16 protein-coding genes are annotated in these 18405 nt (G+C 68.1%); 4 read left to right on the top strand and 12 right to left on the bottom strand.

Translation table 11 applies throughout. From position 1 onward, the window contains the following. Positions 1-14 precede the first annotated feature (14 nt). Entirely contained in the window at positions 15-1577 is a 1563-nt protein-coding gene (locus CCR98_RS06570; RefSeq protein ID WP_087921971.1) for a serine hydrolase, read from the bottom strand. Between the two features lie 110 nt (positions 1578-1687). Between CCR98_RS06570 and CCR98_RS06565 the strand changes: the two genes are divergently transcribed. Both CCR98_RS06565 and CCR98_RS06560 read left to right on the top strand, forming a co-directional pair. Next, a complete protein-coding gene (locus CCR98_RS06565; protein WP_087921970.1) occupies positions 1688-2131 on the top strand; it encodes a VOC family protein in 444 nt (147 codons plus the stop codon). Beyond that, positions 2128-3003: a DUF72 domain-containing protein gene (locus CCR98_RS06560; RefSeq protein ID WP_087921969.1), complete on the top strand. Its 876-nt coding sequence runs from the start codon at positions 2128-2130 to the stop codon at positions 3001-3003. Before CCR98_RS06565 ends, CCR98_RS06560 begins: the two co-directional genes overlap by 4 nt. Here the strand turns inward: CCR98_RS06560 and CCR98_RS06555 are convergent. Continuing rightward, entirely contained in the window at positions 2924-3538 is a 615-nt protein-coding gene (locus tag CCR98_RS06555; RefSeq protein WP_087921968.1) for a Pr6Pr family membrane protein, read from the bottom strand. The two genes, CCR98_RS06560 and CCR98_RS06555, sit on opposite strands and share 80 nt — an antisense overlap. Before the next feature lie 79 nt (positions 3539-3617). Here CCR98_RS06555 and CCR98_RS06550 point away from each other — a divergent pair, with 79 nt between their 5' ends. Continuing rightward, positions 3618-4565 (top strand): DMT family transporter, encoded by a 948-nt coding sequence (locus tag CCR98_RS06550; RefSeq protein WP_087921967.1) that lies wholly within the window; start codon positions 3618-3620, stop codon positions 4563-4565. Positions 4566-4610: 45 nt separating this feature from the next. On the opposite strand, the gene CCR98_RS06545 is transcribed toward CCR98_RS06550, so the two are convergent. The 6 genes from CCR98_RS06545 to CCR98_RS06520 all read right to left on the bottom strand — a co-directional run bounded on the left by CCR98_RS06545 (position 4611) and on the right by CCR98_RS06520 (position 14203). Further along, positions 4611-5771: an AAA family ATPase gene (locus tag CCR98_RS06545; protein WP_087924152.1), complete on the bottom strand. Its 1161-nt coding sequence runs from the start codon at positions 5769-5771 to the stop codon at positions 4611-4613. 116 nt (positions 5772-5887) lie between these two features. Then, positions 5888-6958, bottom strand: coding sequence for a sensor domain-containing diguanylate cyclase (locus tag CCR98_RS06540; RefSeq protein WP_087921966.1), 1071 nt, complete (start codon positions 6956-6958; stop codon positions 5888-5890). 117 nt (positions 6959-7075) lie between these two features. Beyond that, positions 7076-7798 (bottom strand): pseudouridine synthase, encoded by a 723-nt coding sequence (locus tag CCR98_RS06535; protein WP_005408708.1) that lies wholly within the window; start codon positions 7796-7798, stop codon positions 7076-7078. Between the two features lie 34 nt (positions 7799-7832). Continuing rightward, positions 7833-9497 (bottom strand): GGDEF domain-containing protein, encoded by a 1665-nt coding sequence (locus CCR98_RS06530; protein WP_087921965.1) that lies wholly within the window; start codon positions 9495-9497, stop codon positions 7833-7835. 109 nt (positions 9498-9606) lie between these two features. Then, the gene (locus CCR98_RS06525; RefSeq protein WP_087921964.1) at positions 9607-12030 is read right to left on the bottom strand and encodes an EAL domain-containing protein; all 2424 of its coding nucleotides are present in this window, start codon (positions 12028-12030) and stop codon (positions 9607-9609) included. Between the two features lie 226 nt (positions 12031-12256). Further along, positions 12257-14203 (bottom strand): DEAD/DEAH box helicase, encoded by a 1947-nt coding sequence (locus tag CCR98_RS06520; protein WP_075674956.1) that lies wholly within the window; start codon positions 14201-14203, stop codon positions 12257-12259. Between the two features lie 255 nt (positions 14204-14458). Here CCR98_RS06520 and CCR98_RS06515 point away from each other — a divergent pair, with 255 nt between their 5' ends. Next, complete coding sequence (locus CCR98_RS06515; protein ID WP_014036469.1) at positions 14459-14680, top strand: RNA-binding S4 domain-containing protein; 222 nt, start codon at positions 14459-14461, stop codon at positions 14678-14680. An 11-nt stretch (positions 14681-14691) separates the two neighbouring features. Here CCR98_RS06515 and ubiM read toward each other — a convergent pair whose 3' ends face one another. The 4 genes from ubiM to CCR98_RS06495 form a co-directional block, all read right to left on the bottom strand. Further along, positions 14692-15870 (bottom strand): 5-demethoxyubiquinol-8 5-hydroxylase UbiM, encoded by a 1179-nt coding sequence (gene ubiM, locus CCR98_RS06510; RefSeq protein ID WP_087921963.1) that lies wholly within the window; start codon positions 15868-15870, stop codon positions 14692-14694. Between the two features lie 80 nt (positions 15871-15950). Then, a complete protein-coding gene (locus CCR98_RS06505) occupies positions 15951-16340 on the bottom strand; it encodes an MAPEG family protein (protein WP_087921962.1) in 390 nt (129 codons plus the stop codon). 11 nt (positions 16341-16351) lie between these two features. Beyond that, positions 16352-16897, bottom strand: coding sequence for a DUF4019 domain-containing protein (locus CCR98_RS06500; protein ID WP_087921961.1), 546 nt, complete (start codon positions 16895-16897; stop codon positions 16352-16354). A gap of 58 nt (positions 16898-16955) precedes the next feature. Next, on the bottom strand, positions 16956-18119 hold the full coding sequence (locus tag CCR98_RS06495) for a hypothetical protein (RefSeq protein WP_087921960.1): 1164 nt from the start codon (positions 18117-18119) through the stop codon (positions 16956-16958). Positions 18120-18405: the final 286 nt, after the last annotated feature.

Raw genomic sequence — 18405 nt, 5'->3', positions numbered from 1 at the left:
ACCAAGGTTGGCATCTACCGGGCCAAGGGGGTGAACAGCAGGTCCTGGAAATCGAAGCTGAAATCGGTCAGGTCGGAGATCGACTGCATGCGCACCTCGCGCACCTTGCCGTCCGGGTCCAGGCTGAAGTTCACGAACGCATCGGCGTTGAGCGAGCGGTCGTCCCAGCGCACGATGAAGGTGTCGTGCTGCCAGTGCTCCAGGCGGCCGCTCAGCTGCGCGGTCTTCATGAAGCGCAGGCGCAGGCCCCTGCCCTCGGCACTGACCTGCATGTCGCCATACCAGCGGTCGCGGAACGTGCCGGTGTAGCCGGCCAGCGGCAGCGATGGCGTGCTGCCCTTGTCGCGCGCGCCCTGATGCTTGGCCCAGGCCTCGTCGGCCTTGTCCTGGCCCTTGGCCACGGCCTTGGCATAGGCATCCACCCAGTCGTGCTTCTCGCCGCTCAGATAGGCATCCAGCACGCTCAGGGTGATCGCATTGAACGCCGCGCCCACTTCCTGGTTGGTCAGCACCACCACGCCCAGCTTCTCGCCCGGCACCAGGGTCAGCCGCGAAACCATGCCCGGCCAGCCACCGGTGTGCCAGACCAGTTTCTGCCCGCGGAAATCGCTCAGGCTCCAGCCTTCGCCGTAGCCGGCGAAGTTGGCCCGCGCCGGTGCCAGCTCCGGCACGCTCGGCGCCGGGATCGACTGCGGGGTGATCATCCGCCACATCTGCTGCTGGCTCTTTTCACTGAACAGCGCAGTGCCGTCGGCCAGCTTGCCTTCGGCCAGCTGCACCTGCATCCAGCGTGCCATGTCGTGCGCACTGGAATAGATGCCACCGGCGCCGGCATTGTTCGACCAGGTCAGTGGTGCGACGGTGCGCAGGTCCTTGAAATCGTACTTGGCGTGGCCGACCGCCGCCTTGTCACCTGGCTTCAGGTGGTCGGCGTTGTAGCGCGTGCCGGCCATGCCCACCTTGTCGAAGATGCGGGTCTGCAGGAACTGCTGGTAGCTCATGCCGGAGACGTGCTCGATCACCTGCTGGGCAACCGCGTACAGGATGTTGTCGTAGGCGTAGCTCTCGCGGAAACCGCCCTTCAGCGGCACCTTGCCCAGCCGCTGCACCACTTCGGCGTTGCTGTAGGAGGTGGTCGGCCAGAACAGCAGGTCACCGGCGCCCAGGCTCAGGCCACTGCGATGCGACAGCAGGTCGCGGATCGTCATCTGCCCGGTCACGAACGGGTCGGACATGCGGAACGACGGCAGGTGGTCGATCACCTTGTCGTCCATCTTCAGCTTGCCGTCCTCGGCCAGCAGGTTCAGCGAGGTGGCGGTGAACGCCTTGGTGTTGGAAGCGATCGCGAACAGCGTGTCGGCCTGCACCGGCTCCGGCTTGCCCTGCTCGCGCACGCCCCAGCCGCGCTCCAGCACCACCTCGCCATCCTTGACCACCGCCACGGCAATGCCGGGCACGTCGAACTGCGCGCGCACGCGCTCGACGGTCGCATCCAGGTCCTGCAGCTGCGCGGGGGTGGCAGCGCTCGCCATGGTCGTGCACGCCAGCAGCACGGCTCCTTCAATCCAGGGTTTCATCCAGCACGATCTCCGAACAGGGGTGGCGGCCATGTGCAGGCCGTCACCGGGGTTTCGCGGGATGGTAACGGTCTGCAGCGCACCCTGCCCTGTGCCATAGGAGGGGTGTCATGGGCGGGAACGGGCAACCGAGCAACGGCTCCACCATCATTCCGTGCCTGCGCTATCGCGACGCGCAGGCCGCCATCGACTGGCTGCAGCACGCCTTCGGCTTCCATGCCCAGGCCGTCTACGCCGATGGCGATACGGTGTTCCATGCGCAGCTGACCTTCGGCAGCGGCATGATCATGCTCGGCTCGGCCAGCAATCAGAGCGCGTGGAGCGAGCACGCGGCGATGCCTGATGAGGTCGGCGGCCGCCAGACCCAGAGTGCCTGCGTGATCGTCACCGACGCCGACGCGCACTACGCGCGGGCCAAGGCCGCCGGTGCCCGCATCGTCATCGACATCGCCGACCAGGACTATGGCGGCCGCGGCTACGCCTGCGCCGACCCGGAAGGCTATCTGTGGTGGTTCGGCAGCTACGACCCGTGGCGCGCGGACCACGGCCAATGACCACGGCTGCCGGCCAGGCAGCCATCCGCTGCGGCATCGGTGGCTGGGTGTTTCCCGAATGGCGCGGCGGTGTGTTCTATCCAGCAGGCCTGCCGCAGCGCGAGGAACTGGCCCATGCCAGCCGCGCCCTGCGCTGCATCGAGATCAACGGCACGTTCTACCGCACGCCCACTGCGGCCCAGTGCGCGCAATGGGCCGCACAGACTCCCGGCGGTTTCCGCTTCTCGATGAAGGCGCCGCGCTACCTGGTGCAGCGCCGCGACCTGTCCAGCACGGTGGAGGCCGCCGCACCGTTCCTCGAGGCGGCGTTGGCGCTCGGTGACCGGCTCGGCCCGTTGCTGTGGCAGTTCGATCCGCGCCATCCGGCCGACGCCGATGCATTGGACGCGCTGATGGCGCAGCTGCCGAAGCAGCTGGAGGGGGTGCCACTGCAACACGCACTGGAGGTGCGCAACGCCGGGGCACATGGCCCGGCGCTGGTCGCCGCCGCGCGCCGACACGGCGTGGCGCTGGTGATCGAGGACAGCGACGAGGCGCCCCTGCATGGTGATGTCAGTGCCGGCTTCGTCTACGCGCGGATCAAGCGCAGCCAGGCCCGCTTGAACGAGGGCCTGCCTGCGTCCGTGCAGCAGTGCTGGGCAGAACGCGCACGACGCTGGTCACGCGGCGAGCCGGTGGACGACCTTCCCTGCCTAGCCGGGCCCGCCCCGGAAACCCCGCGCGAGGTCTACCTGCTGTGCATCGGTGCCGGCAAGGCCCGCAATCCGGCGGCAGCGATGGCCCTGCAGCGCCTCATCGACGGCGCCAGCGGTCCAGTCCCCACAGCAGGGTCCAGCCCACCACGAACACGCCCGCAACGCGCAGCACGTTGAGCAGGAAGGCCGCCGGGCCCAGGCGTTGCAGTTCGAGGAATGGATACGGCGCCTGTCCGGTCATTGCAGCGACCAGCATCGCCCAGCCAAGGTAGACCAGTGGTACCAGCAGCACGCCGCCCAGCGCGCGCCAGCGCAGCGCCCCATGCGGCAGCAGCCACCACCACCCGAGCAGGTACAGCGCCGGCACAGCGTAGTGCAGGCCGGCATCGACCCACCATTGCAGCCCGGTGGGCTGCCACAGCCCCTGCAACGCCAGCACGTAGATGCACGCGGTCACCCCGATGCACAACCCGATCACTGCGGCGACAGTCGTGTTCAGCACACCCGCACGGATCAGCCTGACGCATCCCAGGCACACCGCCAGGTTGCTGAGAATCGTGAAGTAACCAACGAAGCGCAGCGTCGCCACGCCGACCCCGGCAGCCGCCCCGGGGCCGCGTAGCAACAACAGGTATTGCAGCAGCAGCGAGGTGGCGGCCACCAGTACAGTCAGGGCTGCCCATGCACGCAGGGCGGAGCGGTTGGCAGCCATTGCAGGGTTCCCTTGGGGAGTTTCCGCGAGCATGCCACAGTCATCGCCGACAGCCGCGCGATTGCCTCACAATAGGCCGATGAGCACACCCGACACCCGCAAAGCGCTGTGGCAGATCCATTTCTGTGTCCTGCTGTGGGGCGTCACCGCCATCCTCGGCAAGCTGATCACCCTGCCCGCGCTGCCGCTGGTGTGGTGGCGCATGCTGCTGGTGACGGCGATGCTGGCGCTGCTGCCGCGGGTCTGGCGCGGACTGCGTACGCTGCCGCTGCGGCTGGTGGCCGGTTATGCCGGCATCGGCGCGCTGGTCGCGCTGCATTGGCTGACGTTCTACGGCGCGGTTAAGCTGGCCAATGCCTCGGTGGCCGCCACCTGCATCGCGCTGGCGCCGGTGTTCACCTCGATCATCGAACCCTGGGTGGCCAAGCGACCGTTCCAGCTGCGTGAGCTGGCCTTCGGCCTGGCCGTGCTGCCGGGTGTCGCGCTGGTGGTCGGTGGCGTGCCCGATGGCATGCGCCTGGGTGTGTTGATCGGCGCGCTCTCGGCGCTGCTGGTGGCGGTGTTCGGCTCGCTCAACAAGCGCATGGTCAGCCACGCCGATCCGCTCACGGTCACCGCGCTGGAGCTCGGTGCAGGCACGCTCACCCTGACCCTGCTGGCGCCGCTGATGCCGTACCTGCTACCTGCCCTGGCCAGCCCGCTCTGGGTGGTCCCGGACCTGCACGACGGCATCCTGCTGCTGGTGCTGGCCGGGTTCTGCACGCTGCTGCCGTTCGCCCTGGCGTTGGTCGCACTGCGCCACCTGAGCGCCTACACGGTGCAGCTGGTGACCAACCTGGAGCCGGTCTATGCGGTGGTGCTGGCGGTGGTGCTGCTGCGCGAGCAGCACGAAGTCACCCCGTGGTTCTACCTGGGCGTGGCGATCATCGTCGGCGCGGTGTTCCTGCATCCGCTGCTGAACCGCCGCAAGCCGGTGCAGCACCCGGAGATCCTCGGTACGGCCGAGGCGCGCAACATCGCCGATTGAGTGCATCCACGCATGGCGTGGATCTACCGGGCGTGGATCGCCGTATCAACGCTGCGGCCAGTACCATGCCGGAGCATCCAGCAGGCCCTGCCCGCTCAACAGCGTGCGTCCCTGTTCCTTGTGCAGGTGCAGCGAATGGCACCCCGGCGCCTGTTCCAGCGCCGCGATCAGGCGGCTGGCATGTGACACCACCCAGACCTGGCTGCGCGCGCTGGCCGCGATGATCAGCCGTGCCAGCGCCGGCAACAGGTCCGGGTGCAGGCTGGTCTCCGGCTCGTTGAGCACCAGCAGCGGCGGCGGACGCGGCGTGTGCAGTGCAGCGGCCAGCAGCAGGAAGCGCAGCGTGCCGTCGGACAGTTCGGCCATCGACAAGGGCCGCAGCAGCCCGGGCTGGTGGAAACGCAGCGCCAACCGGCCATCCAGTTCCTCGAAGCCGACCGTGGCGCCCGGGAAGGCATCGTCGACGCTGCGTGCCAACGCGACCGGGTCGCCGATCTCGAGGATGGTGACCCAGGCCGCGGCCAGATCCCGCCCGTCGTGGTGCAGCACCGGCGTGCGCGTGGCCATCGCCGGCTGCCGCGCCGGAGCATCGGCATCACTGCGGAAATGATCGTAGAAGCGCCAGCGGCGGATGTACTCGCGCAGCGCGATGGTTTCCGGCATGCGCTGCGGATCGCCGACCTGGGTAAACAGGCTGTCGAACAGTGACAAGCGGTCGTCGACCAGATCCCAGCCACGCGCATGGCGTTGCCGCACCATCGCCCCGCGCCGGTCGACCAGCAGGTTGGCGCTGCGCAGGAACGGGCCCGCCCAGATCGCCTCGGCCTTGATCTGCGGGTCCAGCGCGAAGGCCGATCGGCTGGGCGGCGGGTAGCCCAGATCGATGGCGTAGCCGAATTCGTCGGTGGTGAAGCCCAGCTTCAATCCCACCGGTTCCTGCCGTGGGCCGCCCTGCAGGGGGATCTCGCCGGCAGCAACCCGGCGGTCCATTTTTTCCGGCCCCGCCCACAGCGCCGAACCGAGCCCACCTTCGCGGGCCAGCACCGCCGCGACGCCGCCCTGCGCGGACTCCGCCAGCAGGCGCAGCGCGCGGTACAGGCTGGACTTGCCACTGCCGTTGTCACCGGTCACCACGTTCAACTGCTGCAGCGGCAGTACCAGCCCGTGCAGCGAGCGATAGTGGGCGATGGCCAGGGTCTGCAGCATGGTTGGCATCCGGGGAAACAGGGAGGTCATGCTGCCCGGTTCTGATCGCAGGAACTGCGACGCGATGTGAATCGGGAACAGCATCCACGCATGGCGTGGATCTACCCGGGGGTGCTTCAGCCCGCCCGTTCCACCCGGTTGCGGCCATTGCCCTTGGCCCGGTACAGCGCCTTGTCGGCGCGCGCCAGCATGTCATCCACGCTTTCACCAGGCTGGTGCTGGGCCACGCCGATGCTGATCGTGACCGGGAAACCCAGCGGCAGGTCTGCCACGGCCAGGCGCAGGAACTCGCACTGCAGTTCGGCCGTGTGCAGGTCGGTGCCCGGCATCACCGCCACGAACTCTTCTCCGCCATAGCGCGCGGCCATGCCACGGCCGGCAAAGTGCGAGCGCAGCAGCACGCCCAGCTCGGCCAGCACCCGGTCGCCGGTGGCGTGGCCCTGGAAATCGTTGATGTGCTTGAAATGGTCGATGTCGAGCAGTGCGACGCAGGCCACGCCGGGTTGCCCCTCAATCTCCACCACCGCCTCTTCCAGCGCTGCCGCCATCGCACGGCGGTTCGGCAGGCCGGTCAACGCATCGGTGCGGCTCTGCTCGGCCAGGTCGGCATTCTGCGCCAGCAGTACGTCCTGGTACTCCGACAGCAGGCGCTCGTAATCATCGCGCTCCAGCATGTGGTTCTGGATGTCGAGTGCGAAACGGCGCAGCTCCATCACCAGCATCACCTGCCGCGACAGTGCGGCCAGGGCCTCGGCCTTGTCGCTGGCCAGGTGCTGCGGCCGCGCGTCGAACACGCACAGCGTGCCCAGCGGCAGGCCGTCGGAGCTGATCAGCGGCGCGCCGGCATAGAAGCGGATGTGGGGATCCCCGACCACCACCGGGTTGTCGTGGAAGCGGACATCCTGCAGCGCATCCTCGACCACCATGATCTGCTGCGGTTGCAGGATCGCGTGGCCGCACATCGATTCGCTGCGCAGGTTTTCTGCCGCATCGATGCCCTGGATCGACTTGAACCATTGCCGCTCGACATCGATCAGGGTCACCGCCGCCATCGAGGTGCCGCAGACCGCCTTGGCGATCACCACCAGGTCGTCGAAGGATTTTTCACGCTCCGAATCGAGGATCCGGTAGCGGTACAGCGCCTCAAGCCGAAGGGCTTCATTGGCAGGCTTGTCGGGCTTGATCATGCAGCGTCACGTTCCGGCAGGTCACCGCGAAGTCTAGCTGATGTAGAGCCGAGCCCATGCTCGGCTGCACCCGGACAAAAGAGCAGCCGAGCATGGGCTCGGCTCTACAGAAGCCGTTTACCAGTCCAGCTGCTTCGGCAGCAGGCCCTGCAGCTCCTGCTCGGTCAGGTTGCGCCACTGGCCCGGCTTCAACGCACCAATCTTGATGTTGTCGATGCGTACGCGGCGCAGCTGGGTCACGCGGTAGCCGAACTCGGCCGCCATCAGGCGGATCTGCCGGTTCAGGCCCTGCTGCAGGGTGATGCGGAAACCGAACTTGGCGATGCGCGAGGTCTTGCACGGCAGCGTCATCTGGTCGTGGATGCGGACGCCACGGGCCATGCCACGCAGGAACTCGTCGGTGACCGGCTTGTTCACCGCCACCAGGTACTCCTTCTGGTGGCCGTTCTCGGCACGCAGGATCTGGTTGACGATGTCACCGTTGCTGGTCATCAGGATCAAGCCTTCGGACTCCTTGTCCAGGCGCCCGATCGGGAAGATGCGCTGTTCATGGCCGACGAAGTCGACGATGTTGCCCTTGACCGAGGTCTCGGTCGTGCAGGTGACGCCAACCGGCTTGTTCAGCGCGATGTAGACGTGACGGCGGGCACCGGGCTTGCGGGCCACGCGCGCGCGCAGCGGCTGGCCGTCGACCAGCACCTGGTCTTCCTCGCCCACCACCGCGCCAGTGCCGGCCGGATGGCCGTTGACGGTGACCCGGCGGGCGGCGATCAGGCGATCAGCCTCGCGGCGGGAGCAGAAGCCGGTGTCGGCGATATGTTTGTTGAGTCGGGTGGTCATCGCCCTATTATCCGGCATCGCCGCCCGCAGCGCTTCATGCCAGGCCGGGTGGGTCGAGCTCTTCGCCGTCGAACACCCGGTTGCGGCCCGCGCGCTTGGCCACGTACATGGCATGGTCGGCCCGCCGCAGCAGCCCGGCCAGATCGTCCTCGCCCGGCCGCCACTGCGCCAGGCCGATGCTGGCGGTCACCTCCAGGCCCGGCACCTGCAGCGCCCGCCCGGCCTCGGTGATGTGCTGGCGCAGGCGATCCAGTCGTGCCGACGCCGCCTCCCGCGGCATGCCCGGCATCAGCAGCAGGAACTCTTCGCCGCCCATCCGCACCACCTGGTCCTGGCTGCGCACCGCGGCACGCAATGCACGTGCCACCGCCACCAGCACCTGGTCGCCCACGGCGTGGCCATGGCGGTCATTGATGTCCTTGAACAGGTCGATGTCGAGGAAGCCGATCACCAGCGGGCCGCGCTCGCGATCGACCCGTTCCAGATGCCGTGCCAGCTGCTGCAGCCCGGCACGGCGGTTGGGCAGCCCGGTCAGGCCATCGGTCTCGGCCAGCTGGCGCAGCTCATCGCGCTGCTGGCGCAGGCGGCCCAGCCGCTGGTTCAGCGCATAGGCGGCCATCATCAGCAGCCAGGTCACCGCCAGCTGCAGGGCCTCCACGCGGTACTCCAGCAACCACGCAGCGCGGCAGGCATCGGCCAGGATCAACACCAGCATCGGTGCCAGCGCTGCCAGCCCCGCCTGCGCCCAGCGGTCACCGCGCAGCCGTGCCCACACCCCGACCATCAACGCCAGGCCACAGCCCAGCAGGTAGGACACCTGCAGGCCCAGCGCCACCCAGGCCAGGCTGCCCCACTGCAGCCACGGAACCCATGCGGCCAGCGCCAGCAATCCCCACAGCGCCAGCAGCTGCACCGGGCGCGATCGCGGCAGCAGGCGGTCGCCGCCGTTCAGGCGCCACAGTGCCGGCAGCACCAGTGCCTGGGACGCCGCGGTCAACGACAGCAGCCACCAGGCACCGCCCTCGCCCACCGGCAGCCACGGCTCCGGGTAGCCGCTGAGGCCACCGAGGATGGCCTGCCACAGCACCAGCACGGTGGTACCGGCGATGTAGACCAGGAAGCTGCGGTCGCGGGTGGTGAGGAAGGCCATCAGGGCCGACAAGGCCAGCGCGATCGCCACGGCGATGCAGGCCGCGCGCACCAGCAGGCGGGCGGTATCGTTCTGCTGCACGGGACTGGGTGCCCCCAGCCGCAGGGTCGGTACCCAGCGCGCCTTCAGCGGCATCTGCCATGACACCAGGAACGGTTCATGGCTGCCCGCCGGCGGCACCGCGACCAGGCCGATGCCTGCGCGGAACCGGGAATCACGGGTACGGGCATCGTGCATGTTGCCGCAGATTTCGCGATCGCCATGCTGCACGCGGACTTCGCCGGCAAACACATTGAACACGTCCAGCGCCTGCGGCTGCCCCGACCAGCCGCCCGCTGGCGCGGACACCTGCACCTGCTGTCGTGGCCCCGCCAGCATCTCCGGCGTGCATGCGCGATGCGGGGTGGGATCATCGGTGGCTGCACCGACCAGCAGGTAATCACGCCCGGCTTCGGCTACAGCCGCCGACAGCGGACACGGCGTTGCCAACCACACCAGCAGCATGACCAGCGCCACCTCTGTTCCGAACCGCCACTGCCTGCCGCCCACGCCACGCCCTGTTCCTGCTTACGCCCGCGCCCACTGCGCGTCGCCCCTGGCGGGCATTATCGCAGCCGCGGCCGCAGCGCACGTGTAGACCAAAGTCGCCGACGGGCGTTCAGCCTGCGGCGGGCGGACCTTTCACTGCCACCAGGCGCACCGGTCGCAGGTCGGCCAGGGTCATCCGCTCCAGCGGTTGCGGCCGCTCGACCGCATAGCCCTGCAGGCCCTGCACCCCGAGCCGGGTCAGCGCGGCGGCGACTTCCGCCGTCTCCACCCATTCGGCCACCACCTCCATCTGCAGCTCGCGCCCCAGTTCACTGATCGCGCGCACGGTGGCGTGGCTGACCGGATCGGTATCCATGTCGCGCACGAAGGCCCCGTCGATCTTCAGGATGTCGGCCGGCAGCTGGCGCAGGTAGCCGAACGAGGACAGGCCGGAACCGAAATCGTCCAACGCCATCCGGCAGCCACGCGCTTTCACCGCATCGATGAAGGCGCGCGCCTGGCTGAGGTTGCTGATCGCAGCGGTTTCGGTGATTTCGAAGCACAGCTTGGAAGCCACTGCGCGGTTGCGCTCCAGCAGGTCGCAGACGAACGCGAGGAAGCCAGGCTCGGCAATCGACTGCGCCGAGACGTTGACGTTGCACAGGCCCAGCTGCCGGACGTGTGCCGGGCACACCTGCAGGTGCCGGAACAGCAGGCCAAGCACGTGCCGGTCCAGCGCCACGGCCATGCCATAGCGCTCCACCGCCGGCATGAACTGGCCCGGCAGGTGCAGGCTGCCATCGGTGCCACGCATGCGCACCAGCACCTCATAGTGCAGGTACGTGGGATCGCCGACGCGGGCGATGCGCTGCGCATACAGCACCATCCGGTTCTCGGCCATGGCCAGGCTGACGCCCTGCAGGCGTTCGGCTTCCAGGCGCCGTTCTTCCAGCGCCATGCGGTTTTCGTTGAAGCAGTGCACGCGGTTGCGGCCGGCCTGCTTGGCCGCATAGCACGCGCTGTCGGCGGCGCTCATCAGCCAGTTCACGTCCGGTGCCTCGGCGCTGATCTCGACCACGCCGATGCTGCAGCTCAACTGCGGGCTGCCCTCGCTGACCGGGAACGTCGCCTGGCCCAGGTTGCGGATTACCCGCTGCAGCACACGCTTGGCCTCGTCCTGCCCGGCATGGGAAAGGAACACCGCGAACTCGTCCGCGCCCAGCCGGCCTACCCAGTCGCCATCGCGCACCGCCGCCACCAGGTAGTCGGCGAAGCTGCGCAGCATCTGGTCGCCGGCGGCATGACCGAAACTGTCATTGACCAGCTTGAAATGGTCCAGGTTGATGTAGCACAGCGCGTGCGTGCCACCCTCGCTGCGCACCTGCAGCAGCGCGCGCTCCAGCAGCCGCTCGATCTCGCGGCGGTTGATCAGGCCGGTCAGCGGATCATGGCTGGCGTGGTGCTCGATCTCGCGCGCCAGTGCATGGTTCTGGCTGACGTCTTCGATGATCGCGAACACCGACAGGCCACCGCCGGTACTGCGCACACCGGTGCCGCTCCAGCGGCCCCAGACCAGGCTGCCATCGCGACGGCGGAAGCGCAGTTCGCTCGGCCGCAGCTGCCGGTCCCAATCGATGCGCCCCACCCCATCGATGACCAGTTCACCGTCCATCAGCAGGTCCGCAAGTGACAGCTGCAGCAGCATGTCACGACGGTGATCGAGGATATCGGCCATCGCCTGGTTGGCCTCGACCACCTTGCCTTCGGTATCGAGCTTGAGCATGCCGACGTTGGCCTGGTAGAACGCCGCGCGGAAACGGCTCTCGTGTTCTGTCAGGTCCTTGCCGACGCGACGCGCCAGCGCAACCGCCATGAGGCTGATCGCCAGCACCGACAGGCCTGCAACCATCAACGTGGCCAGCCTCACCAGCGTCGCCATCCGCAGCAGCGCCTGCGAGAACGCCTGGCTCTGCACCTGCATCCGCCGATCCAGATCACGCAGCTGCTGCAGGTAGTGGTCACGCGTGGCTGCCAACACCGGGCCGCTGCCGTGCTGCAGCTGCAACTCATCGATCAGGCGCTGCACCGCCATCAGGTCGCCATCGGTCTGCCGCCACAGCGCGGTTGCTTCGCGGAAGGCGCCGATATCGCGTGCGTAGCGGAACGAAAACACCAGGCGCGGGATATCGGCGTGCGCGTTGCCGCCCTGCAGGAAACCCTGCCTGGCTGTGGCTTCGTCCGGCTCGGCCTGTTCCAGCGCCAGCCGCGCCTGCAGATCGCCCAACGGCACCTGCAGGGCCTGGCGTGCGTCGTCCAGGTCCTGCGCATCCCCCCGCGCCAGATAGCGGCTGAGTGCGGCCGTAGCATCCTGCTGACCACGCGACCAGTAGCCCTGGCCGGCGATCCAGGCGGTGGAGGCCGCCTGCAGTTCCTGGATCAAGGCGGACAGTGCGACCAATCCGATCGCCATGCCGGTCAACAACGCAAATCGCAGTCCCAGGCCGCGGGTCATCGGTACCCGCCGGCTCTGTTGGTCCGTGCCACTCCTACCCATCCCGGATCCCCCCGAATGTGCTGCGGTGACAACCTCCTTTGGAACCGCCTCAGCCTAGGACCGGCAATGTGTTGACCATGCGAAAAAGGGGACGGAGGGGATCAAGTTGTTTTCGGCATAAGCGCGTGGCCTGCCCTATACGACTTGATCCCCTCCGTCCCCTTTTCCAGCCCCGGAACGGACAACGCCAGCCCGAAGGCTGGCGTTGTCATGGCTACGATGCCGCTCAGTAGCTGCGCGGGCCGCGCGGCTTGAAGCCGTCACGGCGCGGCGGACGGCTGTCGCGGTCACCGCCGCGGTCGCCACCATGGCCACCCGGACCGCCCGGGCCACCGCGACGCGGGCCACCCGGGCCGCCCGGACCACGCTTGTCGAAGCGCGGCTTGAACGGACGCGGGGCCGGGTTGGTGTCTTCACCCGGAGCCAGCGCACGCATCTGCAGCTGCTGGCCCGACACCCAGACCTTCTGCAGGTGCGACAGCACGTCCGGCGGCATCTGCGCCGGCAGGTCCAGCAGCGAGAAGTCATCGTGAATGTCGATGCGGCCGATGAAGCGGCTTTCCAGGCCGGCTTCGTTGGCGATGGCGCCGACGATGTTGGCCGGCTTCACGCCGTGCTGGTGGCCGACCGAAATGCGGTAGGTCTCCATGCCCTGCTCCGGCGCACCACGCGGCGGAACCTCGCGGCGCGGACGCTGCTCGAAACCACCTTCGGCGTCGTCACGGCGCGGGCCACGCTCGAAACGCGGACCACGCTCGTTGCGGTCGAAGCGATCGCCGCGCTCCGGGCGGTCACCACGGTCGAAGCGTTCGCGCGGCGCACGCTCTTCACGCGGGGCACGCACCGGCGGCTGCAGCAGGAACGGGGTGTCACCCTGCAGCATCTTCGCCAGCGCGGCGGCCACTTCGATGGCCGGCACGTTCTGCTCGTTCTCGAAACGCTCCAGCAGCTGGCGGTAGAAATCCAGGCCGCCGGCACCGAGGGTTTCGCTGATGCGCGAGGTGAACTTGTTGATGCGGGTGTCGTTGACCGCTTCCACGCTCGGCAGCTGCATCTCTTCGATCGGCTGGCGGGTGGCGCGCTCGATCTGGCGCAGCATGCCCTTCTCACGCGGGGTGGCGAACAGGATCGCCTCGCCGCTGCGGCCGGCACGGCCGGTACGGCCGATGCGGTGCACGTAGCTTTCGGTGTCGTACGGAATGTCGTAGTTCAGCACGTGGCTGATGCGCTCCACGTCCAGGCCACGGGCGGCCACATCGGTGGCGACCAGGATGTCCAGCTTGCCTTCCTTCAGCATGGCGATGGTGCGCTCACGCTGGGCCTGCTGCATGTCACCGTTGATGGCGGCAGCGGCCAGGCCACGGGCCTGCAGCTTGCTGGCCAGTTCCTCGGTGCCAGCCTTGGTGCGCGCGAAGATGATCATCGCGTCGAACGGCTCGACTTCCAGGATGCGGGTCAGCGCGTCCAGCTTGTGCATGCCGCTCACCCACCAGTAGCGCTGGCGGATATTGGCCGAGGTGGTGGTCTTGGCCGCGATGGTCACTTCCACCGGGTCCTGCAGGTAGGTCTGCGCGATGCGGCGGATCTGCGGCGGCATGGTGGCCGAGAACAGGGCCACCTGGCGCTGCTCCGGCAGCTTCTTCAGCACGGCTTCGACGTCGTCGATGAAGCCCATGCGCAGCATTTCATCGGCTTCGTCCAGCACCAGCGTCTTCAGCTCGGACAGGTCCAGGGTGCTGCGGTCCAGGTGGTCGATCACGCGGCCGGGGGTACCAACCACGATATGCACGCCACGACGCAGCGCCGACAGCTGCTGGCCGTACGGCTGGCCGCCGTACACCGGCAGCACGCGGAAGCCTGGGATCTTCGACGAATAGGACTGGAACGCCTCGGCGACCTGGATGGCCAGTTCGCGGGTCGGCGCCAGGATCAGGGCCTGGGGCTTGATCTGCTGCAGGTCGATGTTGGACAGTACCGGCAGTGCAAAGGCAGCGGTCTTGCCGGTACCGGTCTGGGCCTGGCCCAGCACATCGCGGCCTTCCAGCATCGCCGGGATGGTGGCGGCCTGGATCGGCGACGGGGTTTCGTAGCCGATGGCGGTGACCGCCTGCATCACGGGCTCGGACAGGCCGAGCTGCGCAAACTGCAGCGGCGCTTGGGAATCTTGGGACATGGGGAACTCCGAAGGCACTGCCGTCTTCCTGGCAGTGCGATAAAAAAGGGATGGTCCGCGCTTTGGGCGCCCTTCTTATCGCGTGCCCTGGCGCTGCTCGGTCGGAGGAGATTTCACTCGCTCAGAGCGGAATGATACCGCATTGATCCTGAACGAGGCCATCCGCGTGCCGTCATGCCCCGCGCTGGCGCACAATACGCGCCCTCTTCCCGGCCCGGCCGCTGGCCCGCGCCCTCTTTCCAGGAACCTTGCTCCATGCAGATTCTCGAATTCGACCTCGACGGTGACTACGTCGAACTCAAGCAGCTGCTCAAGCTGGCCGACCTGGTCACCAGTGGCGGCGAGGCCAAGATGGTGATCAGCGAGGGCCAGGTACGGGTCGACGGCGAAGTCGAACTGCGCAAGGCCTGCAAGATCCGCGCAGGCCAGGTGGTCGAATTCGCCGACAGCCAGATCCGGGTGCTGGCTGCCGGCTGATCTGAAGCTGTTCAGGCCACGCGCTGGGTCAGGTGCGAGGCAATGAGCTGCCTGAACGGTGCCACGCCCTGCGCCAGGCGCAGGCCGGCCGCACGCAGCAGGCGCGCCGGGCGGCGATCGTCGGTGTACAGGCTGGCGATCGCGTTGGTGGCTTCATACAACGGACGCGATGCCAGCCGATGACCGCGCTGGTAGCTGGCCAGCATGCCGGCGGCGGCAATGTCGGCACCACGCCGCTGCTGCGCGACGATACCCTGTGCGAGCCGCTGTGCGCTGGCCAGTCCCAGGTTGAAGCCATGCGCGGTGACCGGATGCATGCCCACCGCAGCATCGCCGATCAGCGCCGAACGCTCGCCGACGAAGCGATGCGCGTACACCCCCACCAGCGGATACGCCTGCGGCGTGGCCACCGGCTGCATCCGGCCCAGGCGGTGCTCGAAGCAGGCACTGATGGCTTCACCGAAGGCCACCTCGTCCATCGCCAGCAGTTCTTCGATCTGCCGTGGCGGCAGCGTGATCACCGCCGATGCCTGGCCCTCGTTGAGCGGCAGCAGCGCCATCGTGCGGCCGTAGCCGAACCACTCCCACGCGGTGTGATGATGGTCGCGCTCGACCTGCATGCGGCACACCAGCATCGACTTGCCGAAGTCGCGCATCTGCGCACCGATGCCGAGCATGCGGCGGGTGGCGGAGAAGCGGCTGTCGGCAGCCACCAGCAGCCGCGCGTGCAGTTGGCTGCCGTCATCGAGTTTGACCACGTGGCCCTGCGCATCGGCCTGCACGCCCAGCACCTTGCGCCCGTCGAACAGTTCCAGGCCGTCCTGCCCCTGCACGGCATCCCACGCGGCGCGACGGATCAGATGGTTGGGCACCAGCCAACCCAGCGGCTGGCCATCGACCTGGCTGCTGGCGAAGGTCAGCGCGAATGGCGAGCCGCCGTTCATCACCTTGGCATCGCGCAGCTCAGCGACTTCTGCCTGCGGCAGGCGCTGCCACAACCCCAACTGCTCCATGCTCTGCCGCGAGGCATGGGTCAGCGCGATCTCGCGGCCATCGAAGGCGGCCTCGGCCAGGGCTTGGCGCGGTTGAACTTCGACCAGCCCCACCTGCAGGCCGCTGCCGGCCAGCGCGCGTGCGAAGCACAGACCCGCCGGTCCGGCGCCGACCACCACCACGTCCATCCTGCGCATGCGCGCCTCCTGCCGTTGATTCAGTCCGGGCCAGCATAGCGCCGCGGACCTGACCGGCCTTGATCTGGATCAGGCCCGGGTCACAACAACGCGAACACCAGCGCCAGGATCGACAGCAGCGATACCAGCCATACCAGGCTGCGCACATAAGGCACGCCTGCGGCATACAGTGGCAGATAGGCCACGCGCGCCCAGAAGCAGGCCTGCGCGGCCAGCGCTGTGGTGTCGTTGCTGCGCCCGGCCACGACCACTGCGATGGCGGCGGCGGCGAAGAACGGGAAGGTTTCCAGGAAGTTGGACTGGGCCCGCTGCAGGCGACCGGCCAGTGGACTGAGCGGCCTGGCCTCGCCATCACGCGCCGAGGCATTCCACTTCATCCCGCGCTCGCGGGTGACCACGGTGGAGGTGGCGAAGATGTAGACGAAGCCCAGCAGCACCGACCAGGCCAGCATCGTCAGTTCAGTTGCCATCGTTCATCTCCTCAGGGTGCCGACGCACGCAGGCTGTAACCGGCCAGGCGCCACACCTGGTCCTCGTCGAAACGGAACGACACCAGCTCACGTACCGGCTGCGCGCTGTTGGCGAAACGGGTCGGGAAGCTGACATTGATGTACAGCCCTTCCGGCACCGCGGCACCGGCGCTGTACTTGACCCGGGTGATGGTCGGTTGGCCACGCCCAGCCAGCGCCCCCAGGCGCGTGCGCTCGGTGGTCAGCTGACTGACGAAGGCGGCCTTCGGTACTGCACGGCGCGCGACGGCGGAGGCGCCATCCCACAATTCGCCGGCGCGGTTGGCATCGACCAGCTGCGCAGCCTTCACTGCGGCGGCGCCCATTTCCGCGTCCTGTTTCTGCACCTGCGCCTGTTGTGCAGCGGTCAATGTCGGAGCGCCGGCCGTGGCCGGTTTTGCAGCCGCCGGCGAGGCCGGTGCCGGGCGCGCGGGTGCCGGTGCAGGCGTGGCCGGCGCGGGTGCCTGCGCCAATGTGGTCAGGGGCAGCAGGGACAGCAGCAGGAGCACGCGCTTCATGGACACCGCCGGTTCTCGGGAAAGAACCGCAGTCTACGCCAGCGCGGTGAGCCATTCGTCAGCGCGCGTGGGCGCTGCCTTCCACCGCTGCGGCGTCGGCTTGCGCGGCCGGCGTGCCGGTGTCTGCTGGCGCCTGTTCGGCCAGCGGCGGCGGCTCCGACGGTGCCGGTGGCAGCGTCGCCACATCGATTTCCGACAGCGGGCTTTCTTCCGGGCACACCGCATCCGGGAAGCCGAAGCGCTGCTTCAGGGCCTGGCCGCAGCTGTTGATCGATTCCATGTCGGCACCTTCGCGCTTGCACTGCTGGTCGAAGGCGATCAGGAACGCGTCCTTGCGCTGCACGAAATCATCGCCGCAGGCGCGCATCTGCTTGATCCGCTCCAGGTCGTCCTGCACCGCGTTGGTGCCATCCAGGCCGTACTGGCGTAGCTCGTCCGGCGTCAGCAGGCGCAGGCTGCGGTTTGGCACGGTCATCATCAGGTCGGCCACACCCACCGCCACGCCATTGCGCTGCAGGTAATCCTTCACGTTGTCGTAGACCTCGTGCAGCTCGCGGTTGAGCTCGGCGCGCGAGGTGGCCTTGGAACTGATGCGCATCATGCGGTGGATGCCGACCTTGCCCGACAGCAGGCGGTTGTCACCGGCGGCCAGCACGAACACGCACGCGCTGTGGCAGATCGAGCCTTCGCGCACCCAGATGGTCCAGCCCGACTCACCGATGCTGTCACCGGCGACGATCGCCGATTCCACCTGGCCGCCGCTGGAATCCAGATCGAGGATGCGCTTGTGGATCTTCTGCTCGTCAGCGACCACGGCCAACCGCCACATCATCTCGGCGAAGCCCGGATTGATCTTGCCGGCGTAGCGCACGCGCATCAGGCCGCGCTCGGCGCACGGCGCCAAGGCCTGGGTGATCTGCTCGCGCTGCAGGCCTTCCAGCTCGGCACCGTCGCCGGCATCGCCCGCATATTCCGTGCTGCAGCTGATCCAGGCGCGGCCATTCTCCAGCTGCGCCTGCGGCCACGGCCGATCCTCCCGGCTGCGCGGCGGAGCCGGCGGTGGCGGTGCGTCAGCCGCATTGATCGACACCATGTTCTCGCCATCACTGGCCGGCGCCCGCGCCGCCTTGTCGGCAGCGGTCACATTGCCCGGATTCTCCAGCTGACTGCAGCCCGCCAGGGCCAGGCACAACAGGGGCAACCAGCGGAATTTGGCGGACATCGGGCAACCGGGATTGATGGGAGCAAGAGCCACAGTCTACCCGTCCAGGCCGCGCATTCAGCGCGTGGCACTGAACCCCTTCTGACCCTTGGGAAAGCGTGTCGACCAAGGTCGACACCCACCAACAGCAAAGCGTGCCGACCAACGGTCGGCCCCCACCAACTGCAGCGACCAACTGTCAGAGGTGGGGCGATGTGGGTGCAGGGCTGCAAGCCCTGCCCGTACCCTCTTCAGCATCCATGTCCGAATGTGGCGAGTATTGCCATCCACACCCGCCTAGACTGGC

It is taken from the genome of Stenotrophomonas sp. WZN-1 (assembly GCF_002192255.1).
GTDB lineage: Bacteria > Pseudomonadota > Gammaproteobacteria > Xanthomonadales > Xanthomonadaceae > Stenotrophomonas.
This window is presented reverse-complemented; position numbering and strand designations above follow the sequence as displayed.

Bases quoted from the DNA above. Each gene is read 5' to 3' on its own strand.
- CCR98_RS06560 (WP_087921969.1), top strand. From the start codon at position 2,128: ATGACCACGGCTGCCGGCCAGGCAGCCATCCGCTGCGGCATCGGTGGC.
- CCR98_RS06565 (WP_087921970.1), top strand. From the start codon at position 1,688: ATGGGCGGGAACGGGCAACCGAGCAACGGCTCCACCATCATTCCGTGC.
- CCR98_RS06525 (WP_087921964.1), bottom strand. From the start codon at position 12,030: ATGGGTAGGAGTGGCACGGACCAACAGAGCCGGCGGGTACCGATGACC.
- CCR98_RS06550 (WP_087921967.1), top strand. From the start codon at position 3,618: ATGAGCACACCCGACACCCGCAAAGCGCTGTGGCAGATCCATTTCTGT.
- CCR98_RS06495 (WP_087921960.1), bottom strand. From the start codon at position 18,119: ATGTCCGCCAAATTCCGCTGGTTGCCCCTGTTGTGCCTGGCCCTGGCG.
- CCR98_RS06545 (WP_087924152.1), bottom strand. From the start codon at position 5,771: ATGCTGCAGACCCTGGCCATCGCCCACTATCGCTCGCTGCACGGGCTG.
- CCR98_RS06540 (WP_087921966.1), bottom strand. From the start codon at position 6,958: ATGATCAAGCCCGACAAGCCTGCCAATGAAGCCCTTCGGCTTGAGGCG.
- CCR98_RS06505 (WP_087921962.1), bottom strand. From the start codon at position 16,340: ATGGCAACTGAACTGACGATGCTGGCCTGGTCGGTGCTGCTGGGCTTC.
- CCR98_RS06520 (WP_075674956.1), bottom strand. From the start codon at position 14,203: ATGTCCCAAGATTCCCAAGCGCCGCTGCAGTTTGCGCAGCTCGGCCTG.
- CCR98_RS06515 (WP_014036469.1), top strand. From the start codon at position 14,459: ATGCAGATTCTCGAATTCGACCTCGACGGTGACTACGTCGAACTCAAG.
- CCR98_RS06500 (WP_087921961.1), bottom strand. From the start codon at position 16,897: ATGAAGCGCGTGCTCCTGCTGCTGTCCCTGCTGCCCCTGACCACATTG.
- CCR98_RS06570 (WP_087921971.1), bottom strand. From the start codon at position 1,577: ATGAAACCCTGGATTGAAGGAGCCGTGCTGCTGGCGTGCACGACCATG.
- CCR98_RS06535 (WP_005408708.1), bottom strand. From the start codon at position 7,798: ATGACCACCCGACTCAACAAACATATCGCCGACACCGGCTTCTGCTCC.
- ubiM (WP_087921963.1), bottom strand. From the start codon at position 15,870: ATGCGCAGGATGGACGTGGTGGTGGTCGGCGCCGGACCGGCGGGTCTG.
- CCR98_RS06555 (WP_087921968.1), bottom strand. From the start codon at position 3,538: ATGGCTGCCAACCGCTCCGCCCTGCGTGCATGGGCAGCCCTGACTGTA.